This is a genomic window from Pseudomonas sp. P5_152 (assembly GCF_033989915.1).
Classification (GTDB): Bacteria; Pseudomonadota; Gammaproteobacteria; order Pseudomonadales; family Pseudomonadaceae; genus Aquipseudomonas.
Map to the genome: position 1 here is coordinate 1,204,241 of NZ_JASFAH010000002.1, position 13,086 is coordinate 1,217,326.

At 63.6% G+C, this 13,086-nt stretch carries 9 protein-coding genes and 1 pseudogene; 8 read left to right on the forward strand and 2 right to left on the reverse strand.

The features are described 5' to 3' along the window. Positions 1–99: 99 nt before the first annotated feature. On the forward strand, positions 100–315 hold the full coding sequence (gene rmf, locus QMK50_RS05190; RefSeq protein ID WP_003223300.1) for a ribosome modulation factor: 216 nt from the start codon (positions 100–102) through the stop codon (positions 313–315). A gap of 149 nt (positions 316–464) precedes the next feature. Here rmf and QMK50_RS05195 read toward each other — a convergent pair whose 3' ends face one another. Beyond that, the gene (locus QMK50_RS05195; RefSeq protein ID WP_095165464.1) at positions 465–1,484 is read right to left on the reverse strand and encodes a quinone-dependent dihydroorotate dehydrogenase; all 1,020 of its coding nucleotides are present in this window, start codon (positions 1,482–1,484) and stop codon (positions 465–467) included. 231 nt (positions 1,485–1,715) lie between these two features. Here QMK50_RS05195 and QMK50_RS05200 point away from each other — a divergent pair, with 231 nt between their 5' ends. From QMK50_RS05200 to cobA, 7 genes and pseudogenes are all read left to right on the forward strand, one after another. Then, positions 1,716–2,927, forward strand: a complete 1,212-nt coding sequence (locus QMK50_RS05200) for a CmpA/NrtA family ABC transporter substrate-binding protein (protein WP_320332692.1) — start codon at positions 1,716–1,718, stop codon at positions 2,925–2,927. Between the two features lie 15 nt (positions 2,928–2,942). Continuing rightward, positions 2,943–3,518, forward strand: coding sequence for an ANTAR domain-containing response regulator (locus QMK50_RS05205; protein ID WP_095165467.1), 576 nt, complete (start codon positions 2,943–2,945; stop codon positions 3,516–3,518). Between the two features lie 485 nt (positions 3,519–4,003). Continuing rightward, complete coding sequence (locus QMK50_RS05210) at positions 4,004–5,215, forward strand: nitrate/nitrite transporter (RefSeq protein ID WP_320332693.1); 1,212 nt, start codon at positions 4,004–4,006, stop codon at positions 5,213–5,215. Positions 5,216–5,222: 7 nt separating this feature from the next. Further along, on the forward strand, positions 5,223–6,893 hold the full coding sequence (locus QMK50_RS05215; RefSeq protein ID WP_320332694.1) for a bifunctional protein-serine/threonine kinase/phosphatase: 1,671 nt from the start codon (positions 5,223–5,225) through the stop codon (positions 6,891–6,893). 329 nt (positions 6,894–7,222) lie between these two features. Further along, positions 7,223–8,449: pseudogene (locus tag QMK50_RS05220) on the forward strand (NAD(P)/FAD-dependent oxidoreductase); the annotation flags it as partial. Between the two features lie 26 nt (positions 8,450–8,475). After that, entirely contained in the window at positions 8,476–11,193 is a 2,718-nt protein-coding gene (locus tag QMK50_RS05225) for a molybdopterin-dependent oxidoreductase (RefSeq protein ID WP_320332695.1), read from the forward strand. A gap of 10 nt (positions 11,194–11,203) precedes the next feature. Next, the gene (cobA, locus tag QMK50_RS05230) at positions 11,204–11,977 is read left to right on the forward strand and encodes a uroporphyrinogen-III C-methyltransferase (protein ID WP_320332696.1); all 774 of its coding nucleotides are present in this window, start codon (positions 11,204–11,206) and stop codon (positions 11,975–11,977) included. A gap of 69 nt (positions 11,978–12,046) precedes the next feature. Here cobA and QMK50_RS05235 read toward each other — a convergent pair whose 3' ends face one another. After that, complete coding sequence (locus QMK50_RS05235; protein ID WP_320332697.1) at positions 12,047–13,021, reverse strand: OmpA family protein; 975 nt, start codon at positions 13,019–13,021, stop codon at positions 12,047–12,049. Positions 13,022–13,086 lie beyond the last annotated feature (65 nt).

Here is a 13,086-nt window from a genome sequence, read left to right on the forward strand (position 1 = left end):
GCCACGCCGGCAGCGAGCCGCCATTGGCAGAGCGTTTTCTGCCTGACCTCGATAGAGGTCGACGCGACACATACAGTCAACAAGTGAGGGAAACACCCTATGAGAAGACTTAAGCGTGATCCGTTGGAAAGAGCATTTTTGCGCGGATATCAATATGGCGTTGGTGGCAAATCCCGTGAGCTTTGCCCATTTACTCTACCGTCGGTACGCCAAGCCTGGATTAACGGCTGGCGAGAAGGACGCGGCGACAACTGGGACGGTATGACCGGCACTGCGGGAATCCATAGACTCAACGAACTTCACGCCGTCGGCTAAACAGGGCACACACTCCGACACGACAACTTGATTACGTAACGACTTAACCATGCACGTCCTCTCCGGACGGCGGGCTTCGGCCCAGGGGCCCCCTTGAGGGGCCCTTTTTTATTGCTCTGCAACTGGCACAGCCTGCGTTCGGCGCGGTATTAGCGCAAAGCAGCGATGGCGTCGACCGATTCACGGATCAGCGCCGGGCCCTTGTAGATGAAGCCCGAGTAGATCTGCACCAGGCTGGCACCCGCGGCGATTTTCTCAGCCGCGTGCCGTCCTTCGGTAATCCCGCCCGCGGCGATGATCGGCAAGCGCCCAGCCAGTTCCGCCGCCAGCACCTTGACCGTGTGGGTGCTCTTCTCGCGCACCGGAGCGCCCGACAAGCCGCCCATCTCGTCACCGTGTTCCATGCCTTCGACGCCCACGCGGCTCAGGGTGGTGTTGGTGGCGATGACCGCGTCCATGCCGGTCTCGATCAGCGCCTGCGCCACCTGCGCGGTTTCTTCGTCCGTCATGTCCGGGGCGATCTTGATCGCCAGGGGTACATGCTTGCCGTGTCGCAGGGCCAACTCGGCGCGGCGCGTGGCCAGGTCGGCGAGCAGTTGCTTGAGCGAATCACCAAACTGCAGGCTGCGCAGCCCCGGGGTATTGGGGGAGCTGACGTTGACCGTGACATAGCTGGCGTGGGCGTAGACCTTGTCCAGGCAGATCAGGTAATCGTCGACCGCACGCTCGACCGGGGTATCGAAATTCTTGCCGATGTTGATCCCCAGCACGCCCTTGTACTTGGCCGCCGCGACCCGGGCCAGCAAATGATCGACGCCGAGGTTGTTGAACCCCATGCGGTTGATGATCGCTTCGGCTTGCGGCAAGCGGAAAATCCGTGGTTTTGGATTACCCGGTTGCGGGCGCGGGGTGATCGTGCCGATTTCGACAAAACCAAAACCGAGTTGGGCAAAACCGTCGATGGCCGCGCCGTTCTTGTCCAGGCCTGCAGCCAGGCCGACCGGGTTGGGGAAGTCCAGGCCCATGACATTCACCGGCACATGGGCCGGTGCCTTGCACAGCAAGCCGTTCAGGCCCAGGCGTCCGCCCGCGCCGATCAAGTCCAGGGACAGATCGTGGGAGGTTTCCGGGGAGAGTTTGAACAGCAGTTGGCGGGCCAGGGTATACATGGGCGGGCTTGACTCGGTCGGCGGCGAAATAAGGCGGCGATTATAGCCGGGCATCGGGGTCGCAGGCGAGGTACATGTACAAATCCCTCGGCAATGGCATATGCCTTGCACCGTGAACCTTATCCATACTCATGCCAGCGCCGGGATGAGTCGAAAGACCATGGCGTCGTCATCCGACTTGGCTTGCACAGGGGCCCGGGGCGACGCTTTTTTTTGCAAGGTGCACTCTCGATGAACGAACCATCAGTCGGCCCGCTGGCCTGGGTCAACGGCAGCGACGCGCCGGAAAAGACCTCGATCAACCTGGGCTTCATGGCCCTGAGCGATTGCGCCTCGGTGGTCGTTGCCGCCACCCAGGGCTTTGCCCAGCCTTATGGCCTGACCTTGAACCTCAAGCGCCAATCGTCCTGGGCCAACCTGCGGGACAAGCTGGTCAGCGGAGAGCTGGACGCCGCTCATAGCCTCTATGGCCTGGTGTACGCGGTACACCTGGGCATCGGCGGCGTGGCCGCCACCGACATGGCCGTACTCATGGGGCTGAATCAGAACGGGCAGAGCATCAACCTTTCCCACGGCCTGCAAAGCCTGGGCGTGACCAGTCCTGAGGCGCTGGATCGGCACGTGCACCAAACTCGCCCAAAACTCACCTTCGCCCAGACCTTCCCCACCGGCACCCACGCCATGTGGTTGTATTACTGGCTGGCCAGCCAGGGTATTCATCCGCTGCAGGATGTCACCAGCGTGGTGGTGCCACCGCCGCAGATGGTCGCGCATCTGCAGGCCGGGCGGATCGACGGGTTTTGCGTAGGCGAACCCTGGAGCGCCAGTGCGGTGCAACAGAACCTCGGCTTTACCCTGGCGACGAGCCAGGCCATCTGGCCTGACCACCCGGAAAAAGTCCTCGGCTGCACTCGCGCCTTCGTCGAGCAATACCCCAATACCGCCCGGGCGCTGGTGATGGCGATCCTGGAAGCCAGCCGGTTCATCGAACAAAGCCCGGAAAACCGCCGCAGCACCGCACAGTTGCTCAGCGCCGCCGACTACCTCGACACCCCGGTGGACAACATTGCACCGCGCTTGCTGGGCGATTACGCCGACGGGCTCGGCAATCGCTGGCAGGACCCGCACCCGTTGCGTTTTCACGGCCATGGCGAGGTGAACATGCCCTACTTGAGCGACGGCATGTGGTTCATGACCCAATTCCGCCGCTGGGGCTTGCTGCGCGACGATCCGGATTACCTGGGCGTGGCACGCCAGGTCCAGCAACTGGGCCTGTACCGCGACGCGGCCGGGGCCCTGGGCATGACCGCGGACAGCCATGAGATGCGCAGCAGCCAACTGATCGACGGCAAGATCTGGGACGGTGCGGACCCGGCGGCCTATGCCCGCAGTTTCAGCCTGCACGCCATGACCGACGCCCCCACCCTGCGCGCCCAGCCCTGACAGGAGAGCATGAGCATGTTGCGAATCCTGCTGATCAACGACACCGCCAAAAAAGTCGGGCGCCTGAAGTCCGCCCTGACTGAAGCCGGGTTTGAGGTGATCGACGAATCCGGCCTGACCATCGACCTGCCCGCGCGCGTCGAAACGGTGCGCCCGGACGTGATCCTGATCGATACCGAGTCACCCAGCCGCGATGTGCTGGAACAAGTGGTGCTGGTCAGCCGCGACCAGCCACGGCCCATCGTGATGTTCACCGACGAACATGACCCCGGCGTGATGCGCCAGGCGATCAAGTCCGGCGTCAGTGCCTACATCGTCGAAGGCATCCATGCCGCCCGCCTGCAGCCGATCCTGGATGTGGCCATGGCGCGCTTTGAAAGCGACCAGGCCCTGCGCGCCCAACTGTTTGCCCGTGACCAGCAACTGGCCGAGCGCAAGCGCATCGAATTGGCCAAGGGTCTACTGATGAAAATGAAGGCCTGCAACGAAGAACAGGCCTACACCCTGATGCGCCGCCAGGCCATGAGCCGCCAGCAGAAACTGATCCAGGTGGCCGAGCAGATCATTGCCATGAGTGAACTGCTGGAATGAACGCGCGCTGAGTCAGGCTTGGCGCATCATCGTTGACGACCATCGCGAGCAGGCCGCAAGCGGGCACCGCAAGCGGGCACCCGCCCCTACAGTGGCTTACCTCGCTCGCAGATCCCCCATGCACCCACCAAAACCTGTAGGAGCGAGCTTGCTCGCGAAGGACGTAAGGACGCCGCGCTGAATCAGGCTTGGCGCGTCATCGTTGACGACCATCGCGAGCAAGCCGCAAGCGGGCACCCGCCCCTACAGTGGTTTACCTCGCTCGTACTTGTTGGCACAGATATCGCTAAGTAATCGGTACAGGTAACCAACGGCGGTTGCCCCACCTACGACAACGACGTCGCACACCCCTTTCGCGCAAGCGCAGCGGGTTGCGGCGTTTTTTCGTTTTGGCCCCACAGCCCGGGGCCGGTGGTGCGGCCGTCGCGGCGCGCCACCGCCAAGCTCACGACTTCCTTCGAGACTCTTAACCGCTGAGGTGCGCGATGAATTCAAGCTTCTGGAAATCCGGTCATACCCCGACCCTGTTCTCGGCATTCCTGTATTTCGACCTGAGCTTCATGGTCTGGTACCTGTTGGGCCCCCTGGCGGTGCAAATTGCCGCCGACCTGCACCTGACCACCCAACAGCGCGGGCTGGTGGTGGCCACGCCGATCCTCGCCGGGGCCTTGCTGCGTTTTGTCATGGGCCTGCTCGCAGACCGCCTGTCGCCCAAGACCGCCGGCCTGATCGGCCAGGTCATCGTCATCTGCGCGCTGTTTGGCGCCTGGAAGCTGGGCATCCACAGCTACGAACAAGCCCTGCTGCTAGGGGTGTTCCTGGGCATGGCCGGGGCTTCGTTTGCCGTCGCCCTGCCCCTGGCCTCGCAGTGGTACCCGCCGCAGCACCAGGGCAAAGCCATGGGCATTGCCGGTGCGGGCAACTCGGGCACCGTGCTCGCCGCGCTGATCGCGCCGGTGCTGGCAGCCGCGTTTGGCTGGAGCAACGTATTCGGTTTCGCCCTGATCCCGCTGATCCTGACCTTGATCGTCTTCGCCTGGCTGGCGAAAAACGCGCCGCAACGGCCCAAGGCCAAATCCATGAGCGACTACTTCAAGGCCCTCGGTGATCGCGACAGCTGGTGGTTCATGTTCTTCTACTGCGTGACCTTTGGCGGTTTCATCGGCCTGGCCAGTGCCCTGCCCGGCTACTTCAACGACCAGTACGGCCTGAGCCCGGTGACTGCCGGCTACTACACCGCCGCCTGCGTGTTTGGCGGCAGCCTGATGCGCCCACTGGGTGGCGCCCTGGCCGATCGCTTCGGCGGGATCCGCACCCTGCTGCTGATGTACGGCGTCGCGATCGTGTGCATTGCCGCCGTCGGCTTCAACCTGCCCGGCTCGTACGCGGCACTGGCGCTGTTCGTCTGCACCATGCTTGGCCTTGGCGCCGGTAATGGCGCGGTGTTCCAGTTGGTGCCCCAGCGTTTTCGCCGGGAAATCGGCGTGATGACCGGGTTGATCGGCATGGCGGGCGGTATCGGCGGGTTTGCCCTCGCCGCCGGCATGGGGGCGATCAAGCAGAGCACCGGCAGTTATCAACTGGCCTTGTGGCTGTTCGCCAGCCTGGGCGTCCTGGCGTGGTTCGGCCTGCACGGGGTCAAGCGCCGCTGGAGAACCACCTGGGGTTCGGCAGCCGTGACCGCCGCGCGGGTCTGAGGCGTCGATGAGCCTGCAATTGAGCTTTGCCGAAGCCAGCGCCATCGGCCCGCGCGAGGAAAACCAGGACGCCCTGCGCCTGGTCACTCCCGCCGCAGAACTGGCCGCGAGCAAGGGGTGTCTGTTCGCCATCGCCGATGGCGTCAGCCAATGCGCCGATGGCGGTCTGGCGGCACGTACCACCTTGCAGGCGCTGGCGCTGGACTACTACGCCACCCCGCAGACCTGGGGCGTGGCGCAGTCCCTGGACCGCCTGCTACTGGCGCAAAACCGCTGGCTGCAGGCCAACGGTGGCGGCTTGCCGCTGCTCACCACCGTCAGCGCGCTGGTGCTGCGCGGACAACGCTTCACCCTGGCCCACGTCGGCGATTGCCGGGTGTATCGCTGGCACGCCGAGCAATTGCAACGCATCAGCGAGGACCACGTCTGGGAGCAACCGGGCATGCAGCATGTGCTCAAACGCGCCCTGGGCCTGGACCAACACCTGGTGCTGGATTTTCTCGATGGCGAGTTGCGCGCCGGCGAGTGCTTCGTGCTGCTTAGCGATGGCGTCTGGGCAACCTTGGGCGACACCACGATTGCCGCGATTCTGCGCGATCAACCGGACCTGCACAGCGCGGCACAGACCCTGGTCAATGCCGCGCACCTGGCCGGCAGCCAGGACAATGCCAGCGCGCTGTTGGTGCGGGTCGACGCCCTCGGCGAGGCGAGCATCGGCGACGCGCTGATCCACCTGCAGCAATGGCCCTTGCCGCCTCCCCTCAAGCCCGGCCAGCGCTTCGAAGGCTGGCAGGTCGAGAAGCTGCTGGGGCAAAGCCAACAGTCACTGATCTATCGGGTCCACGACAACCAGCAGCAACCATGGCTGCTGAAAACCTTGCCGGCGCAGTTGAGCGACGACAGCCAGGCCGCCCAGGCCCTGCTGTCGGAGGAGTGGTTTCTCAAGCGCGTCGCCGGGCGCAGTTTTCCCGAGGTCCATCCGGCTACCCAGCGTCAGCACCTGTATTACCTGATGCGCGAATACCCGGGGCAGACCCTTGCCCAGGCCTTCGCCCAGAACGGTCCCCTGCCGCTGGCGCAATGGCAGGCACTGGCAGAGCGCCTGTTGCGCGCGGTGGGCCTGTTGCATCGGCGGCAGATTCTGCACCGCGACATCAAGCCGGAAAACCTGCTGCTCAGTGAAGACGGTGAGTTGCGCCTGCTGGATTTTGGCCTGGCGTACTGCCCGGGCTTGTCCGAAGACCAGGCCAACGCGCTGCCCGGCACCCCGAGCTACATCGCCCCGGAAGCCTTCAACGGTGAGGCGCCGTCTGCGCAACAAGACCTGTATGCCGTCGGCGTGACCCTGTATTACCTGGCCACCGGGCATTTTCCCTACGGCGAAATCGAAGCCTTCCAGCGTCCGCGCTTCGGCCAGCCGGTGAATGCTCAGCGCTACCGCCCGGACCTGCCGGACTGGCTGGGGCAGAGCCTGGAGCGCGGGGTAGATGCCGACCCCGCCCAGCGCTACGAAACCGCCGAGCAATGGCTGCTGATTCTCGAACACGGCGAGCGCGGCAGCTTGAGCGTACGACCCAGGCCGCTGCTGGAGCGCGAGCCGGTGAAAGTCTGGCGGGCCCTGGCGTTGGTGTTGCTGATGATCAACCTGGTGCTGCTGTTTTCCCTTGTTCGCCACTAACCCTGGGCCGCGCAAACCCAGGAGCGTCGCGCCATTGCTGTGCGCCGCGCCTTCAATCGGTGCAGAAAACCCCGCCGGCAGCGCCCGAACACCGCGATGGGCCCGATAAAGCGGCGGCCTACGCCACTTGGCACAACCACTGCATTAGCCCTTTCACCACACATAAAGCCCAGCCTTCAACGACGAAGGGTGCGCTGCCCGAGAGAACGGGACCAGGACAAAGGCGTCCTCGCTAGGCCACTAGCGGGACGCCTTTTTTTGTTTGCGCGAAATACACCGAGCCAGTCCTATCGACCCGATGACACTGGCCTGAGCTTGCGGAGAACCCGATGAAAAAATTGAAACTGGTGATGATCGGCAACGGGATGGCCGGGATCCGCACGCTCGAAGAACTGCTCAAGCTGAGCAGCGACCTGTATGACATCACGGTTTTCGGCGCCGAACCCCACACCAACTACAACCGCATCCTGCTCTCCCCGGTGCTCGCAGGTGAACAGACCTTCGAAGATATCGAGCTCAACGACCTCACCTGGTACCAGGACCACAACATCACCTTGCTGCTCAACCGCAAAGTGGTGGAGATCGACCGGATCAAGCGCCGGGTGATCGCTGCCGACGGCAGCAGCGCCGAATACGACCGCCTGTTGATCGCCACCGGCTCGACGCCCTTCATGCTGCCGATCCCGGGCAACACCCTGCAGGGGGTGATTGGCTACCGTGACATCGCCGACACTCAGACCATGATCGACACCGCCCGGACCCACCGTCACGCCGTGGTCATCGGCGGCGGCCTGCTGGGCCTGGAAGCGGCCAACGGCCTGATGCTTCGCGGCATGCGCGTTACCGTCGTGCACATCGGCGAGTGGCTGCTGGAACGGCAATTGGACAAAACCAGCGGCCAGTTGCTGCAAGCCGCCCTGGAACAGCGTGGCCTGCACTTTCGCCTGGGTGAGCAGACCCAGGCCCTGCTCGACGCCGGCAACGGTCGGGTCGGCTCAGTGCAGTTCAAGAACGGTGACATCATCCCCGCCGACCTGGTGGTGATGGCCGCCGGGATCCGCCCGGCCAGCGAGCTCGCAGAGCAAGCCGGCCTGCCCTGCAACCGCGGCATCCTGGTCAACGACACCCTGCAGACCTATGACCCGCGCATCTACGCCATCGGCGAATGCGCCAGCCATCGCGGCATTGCCTATGGCCTGGTGGCGCCGTTGTTCGAGCAGGCCAAGGTCTGCGCCAACCACCTGGCACAGCTGGGCTTTGCCACCTACAAAGGCTCGGTGACCTCGACCAAGCTGAAAGTCACCGGCATCGACCTGTTCTCCGCTGGCGACTTCATGGGCGGCGAAGGCACCGAGACCATCACCCTGCGCGACCCAATCGACGGGATCTACAAAAAACTGGTGATCAAGGATGACGTGCTGGTCGGCGCCTGCCTGTACGGCGATACCGCCGATGGCGGCTGGTATTTCCAGCAGATCCGCGAACAGCAGGGCATTGCCGCGATCCGCGATCACCTGATGTTTGGCGAACCAGCGCTGACCGCTGCCGGCGACCAGGACCTGACACTGCAGGAAGCGTCATGATGAAGCGCCAGACGACTGCCTCGACCTGCTGCTATTGCGGGGTGGGCTGCGGCGTCCTGATCGAGCATGACGGCGAGCAGATCCTCGGCGTCAACGGCGACCCGACGCACCCGGCCAACTACGGCAAACTGTGCAGCAAGGGCTCGACCCTGCACCTGACCGGCGACCTGGCGGCCCGCGCGCTGTACCCGCAGTTGCGCCTGGGCAAGGGCCTGGCCCGCGCCCGCAGCGACTGGGACAGCGCCCTGGACCACGCCGCCAGCGTGTTTGCCCAAACCATCGCCGAGCACGGCCCGGACAGCGTGGCGTTCTACATCTCCGGGCAACTGCTGACCGAGGACTACTACGCCTTCAACAAGCTGGCGCGGGCGTTGGTGGGCACCAACAACATCGACAGCAATTCGCGGCTGTGCATGTCGTCGGCGGTGGTGGGCTACAAGCGCAGCCTGGGCGCCGATGCACCGCCCTGCAGCTACGAAGACCTGGAACTGAGTGATTGCGTGATGATCGTCGGCAGTAACATGGCCTACGCCCATCCGGTACTGTTTCGCCGCCTTGAGCAAGCCAGGGCCCGTCGGCCACAGATGAAGGTGATTGTCATCGACCCTCGGCGCACCGACACCTGCGACCTGGCTGACCTGCACCTGGCGATTCTGCCGGGCACCGATGTCGCGCTGTTCCACGGAATCTTGCACCTGCTGCTGTGGGAAGACTGGATCGACCGCGACTTTATCCAGGCCCACACCGAGGGCCTGGCCGAACTGAAGAACCTGGTGCGCGACTACACGCCCCCCATGGTGGCGCAACTGTGCGGCATCAGCGTCGCGCAGTTGCAGCAGTGCGCGCAATGGGTCGGCACCTCGCCGAGCTTTCTGTCGCTGTGGTGCATGGGCTTGAACCAGTCCACTGCCGGCAGCGCGAAGAACAGCGCACTGATCAACCTGCACCTGGCCACCGGACAAATCGGCCGCCCAGGCGCAGGCCCCTTCTCCCTTACCGGTCAGCCGAATGCCATGGGCGGGCGAGAAACCGGCAGCCTGGCCAATCTGTTGCCAGGCCATCGCGAGGCCAGCAATGCCGGGCATCGCGCCGAGGTAGCCGCCTATTGGGGCGTGCCCACACTGCCGGAAACTCCCGGGCTGAGCGCCATCGAACTGTTCGAGCAGGTCAACAACGGCACAATCAAAGCGCTATGGATCGCCTGCACCAACCCGGCGCAGTCCCTGCCCGACCAACAGAACGTGCGCGCGGCCTTGCAGGCGTGCCCGTTCGTAGTGTTGCAGGAAGCCTTTAGCACCACCGAAACCGCGCCCTTCGCCGACTTGCTGCTGCCAGCCGCCAGTTGGGGGGAAAAGGAAGGCACGGTGACCAACTCCGAGCGGCGGATTTCCCACGTTCGCCGGGCCATTGCCCCACCCGGCGAAGCCCGCCCGGACTGGGCCATCACCGTGGATTTCGCCCAACGCCTGGAGAAATACCTGCGCCCGGGTCAGGCCAGCCTGTTTGCCTTCAATCACCCTGGGCAACTGTTCGATGAATTCAAACAGCTGACCTGCGGACGCGACCTGGACCTGTCGGGCATCAGCCACGCCTTGCTCGACCGCCTGGGTCCGCAGCAATGGCCCTTCCCACAAGGCGCCACCCGCGGTACGCCGCGCCTGTACGTGGACGGGATATTTCCCACGGCCAGCGGGCGGGCGCAGTTTATCGCCGAGCCGTTTTGCGCGGCCAAGGAACAACGCGACGCGCACTTTCCCCTGACCCTGATCACCGGACGCCTGCGCGATCAATGGCACGGCATGAGCCGCACCGGCACCGCGGCGCAGCTGTTTGGCCATGTCAGCGAAGCGCTCCTGAGCCTGCACCCGGATGAACTGCAGCGCCAACACTTGAATGCCGGCGACCTGGTCAACCTCAAGAGTCGCCGCGGCAGCGTGATCGTCGAGCTCGCCAGTGATGACTCGGTCCGCCCGGGGCAGGCCTTTCTACCCATGCACTGGGGCGACCGCTTCCTCAAGGGCGGCGTGAACGTGCTGACCCAGCCGGCGTTCGACCCGCTGTCCAAACAGCCCGAGCTGAAACACAGCGGCGTACGGATTGAAGCCGTTGAGTTGCCGTGGCAGTTCTTCGCCCTGGTCGAGGGCAATGTTCAACAGCACTTCGAGGCGCTGCGTCCGCTATGCGAGGACTTTGCCTACGTCAGCCTCAGCCTTGCCGGGCGTGAGCGGCCGGCACTGCTGATACGCGCCGCCTGCGCCCAGGCGCCGGCCCCGCAACGATTGCAGGAGATCGACCTGCACCTTGGTTTGGACCATGGCCCGGTATTGGCCTACGACGATCCGCGTCGCGCCATTGGCAAGCGCGTGCGTATCGAACAGGGGCGCATCACCGCGATCCGCCTGGCCGGGGAAACGCTGGCCCGGCACTGGTTGCAGAGCCTGTGGCTGGAAGGTCGTGTCGATGCGCAACTGCGGCCCTGGCTCCTGGCCCCCCTGAGCGCTCCGCCGGGCGCTGCCGGTGCCGACTCTGGCGCGCAGAAAACCCTGTGCAACTGCAAGAACGTCAGCCACAGCGCAGTGTGCGCGGGCATTCGCAGTGGCCTGGACCTGCAAGGCCTGAAACAACAACTGGGTTGCGGCACGCAATGCGGTTCCTGTGTCCCGGAAATCAAGCGTCTGCTGGCCGCCCAAGTGCGGCCAGCCGCAATCACCTCGTGAGGAATGCAACATGAGCGCAAAAGTCTGGTTGGTGGGTGCAGGCCCGGGTGACCCTGAATTGCTGACCCTCAAGGCGGTACGGGCATTGAGCGAAGCACAAGTGGTGTTGATCGACGACCTGGTCAACCCAGCTGTGCTGCAACATTGCCCCCAGGCGCGGGTCATTGCCGTGGGTAAACGCGGTGGCTGCCGCTCGACCCCACAAGCATTTATCCATCGGCTGATGCTGCGTTATGCCCGCCAAGGCAAGTGCCTGGTGCGGCTCAAGGGGGGCGACCCGTGCATATTTGGCCGGGGTGGTGAAGAAGCACAGTGGTTGCGCGAACGGCAGATCGAGGTCGAACTGGTCAATGGCATCACCGCCGGCCTGGCGGGGGCCACACAGTGCGATATTTCCTTGACCCTGCGCGGCGTTGCGCGGGGGGTGACCCTGGTGACAGCCCATACCCAGGACGACAGCGAGCTCAATTGGCGCGCCCTGGCCCAGGGCGGGACCACCCTGGTGATCTACATGGGTGTGGCAAAACTCGGGGAAATTCGCCAGCAGTTGCTGGACGGCGGGATGGCAGTGGATACGCCAGTGGCAATGATTGAAAACGCTTCAATGCCGAACCAACGCGAATGCCGGAGCAATCTGACAGCCATGCAAGAAGATGCCTACAGCTTCCAGTTAAAAAGCCCAGCGATCCTGGTGATAGGTGCCGTGGCCGCCTCTGCAGCCCTGGATCAGAGCCTGCCGGCGTCCGTGACACAGTTGCCATGGCCGTCCAGCGCAGCGTTGTAACCCCTGGCAGTAAATCGCAGGCAAAGAAAAGCCCGGCCTAAGCCGGGCTTTTCGCGAGCTGCGAGCTAATTACTTAGCTTGAGCTTCAACCTGCGCTTCTACGCGACGGTTAACAGCACGGCCAGCGTCAGTTGCGTTGTCAGCAACTGGGCGGGATTCGCCGTAACCAACGGAGCTAACGCGGCCAGCGTCGATGCCGTCTTTGACCAGAACTTGCTTAACAGCGTCAGCACGACGCTGGGACAGCTTCTGGTTGTAAGCGTCTGGACCTACGGAGTCAGTGTGACCTTCAACCACGGTGGTGGTCTGTGGGTACTGCTTCATGAAGTCAGCCAGGTTCTGCACGTCAGCGTAGCTGTTTGGCTTAACAACAGATTTGTCGAAGTCAAACTTGACGTCCAGCTCAACGCGTACCACTTCAGCAACTGGAGCTTCTGGCTCTGGCTCTGGAGCCGGTGCCGGAACTGGAGCTGGAGCTACTGCGCCGGCGTTGCCGCCGAAGTTCACACCCAGACCAACCAGGGCGGAGTAGTCCCACTTACCGTTGTCCATTGCGTAGTCAGCTTCAACGCCGGCACGAGCGAACAGGTTGTCGGTGAAGTAGTACTTAACGCCGGTACCAACGATAGCCAGAGTCGACTGATCGCGACCGCTGTGACCGTCAGCTGCAACGCTGGTGCGGCTCTGGTGACCGAAACCACCGGAAACGTACGGACGCAGGGAATCTACGCCAGCCTGACCGAAGTGGTAGGTACCCAGCAGGGAGCCGGTGTCACCTTTGATCTTCTGGTTGCCAGTACCGTCGTTCGAACGGGTGTGGTGAGTCTGATCGTAGTTCAGATCGATCGAAACGTCGTCGGTCAGGAAGTAACCGATACGAGCGCCTGGGTTGAAGCCGTCTTCGATGTGCTTGACGCTATCGTTGTACTGCTTCTTGTAGAACAGCTCGCCTTCAACTGCGCCTTGGCCTTGTGCCAGAACGCCGAAAGAAGTAGCGGCAATAAGAGAACCAATGGCCAAGCCCAAGGTGTTTTTCAGTTTCATCCGTTAAATCCCCATCTGGTGATTGTAAAGCAGTCCCACAAACCGGGGGACAACTCGGCGGCAAG

What these genes read in the sequence shown, in the direction of transcription:
- rmf (WP_003223300.1), top strand. Translation starts at nt 100, where the DNA reads ATGAGAAGACTTAAGCGTGATCCGTTGGAAAGAGCATTTTTGCGCGGA.
- QMK50_RS05195 (WP_095165464.1), bottom strand. Translation starts at nt 1,484, where the DNA reads ATGTATACCCTGGCCCGCCAACTGCTGTTCAAACTCTCCCCGGAAACC.
- QMK50_RS05200 (WP_320332692.1), top strand. Translation starts at nt 1,716, where the DNA reads ATGAACGAACCATCAGTCGGCCCGCTGGCCTGGGTCAACGGCAGCGAC.
- QMK50_RS05205 (WP_095165467.1), top strand. Translation starts at nt 2,943, where the DNA reads ATGTTGCGAATCCTGCTGATCAACGACACCGCCAAAAAAGTCGGGCGC.
- QMK50_RS05210 (WP_320332693.1), top strand. Translation starts at nt 4,004, where the DNA reads ATGAATTCAAGCTTCTGGAAATCCGGTCATACCCCGACCCTGTTCTCG.
- QMK50_RS05215 (WP_320332694.1), top strand. Translation starts at nt 5,223, where the DNA reads ATGAGCCTGCAATTGAGCTTTGCCGAAGCCAGCGCCATCGGCCCGCGC.
- QMK50_RS05225 (WP_320332695.1), top strand. Translation starts at nt 8,476, where the DNA reads ATGAAGCGCCAGACGACTGCCTCGACCTGCTGCTATTGCGGGGTGGGC.
- cobA (WP_320332696.1), top strand. Translation starts at nt 11,204, where the DNA reads ATGAGCGCAAAAGTCTGGTTGGTGGGTGCAGGCCCGGGTGACCCTGAA.
- QMK50_RS05235 (WP_320332697.1), bottom strand. Translation starts at nt 13,021, where the DNA reads ATGAAACTGAAAAACACCTTGGGCTTGGCCATTGGTTCTCTTATTGCC.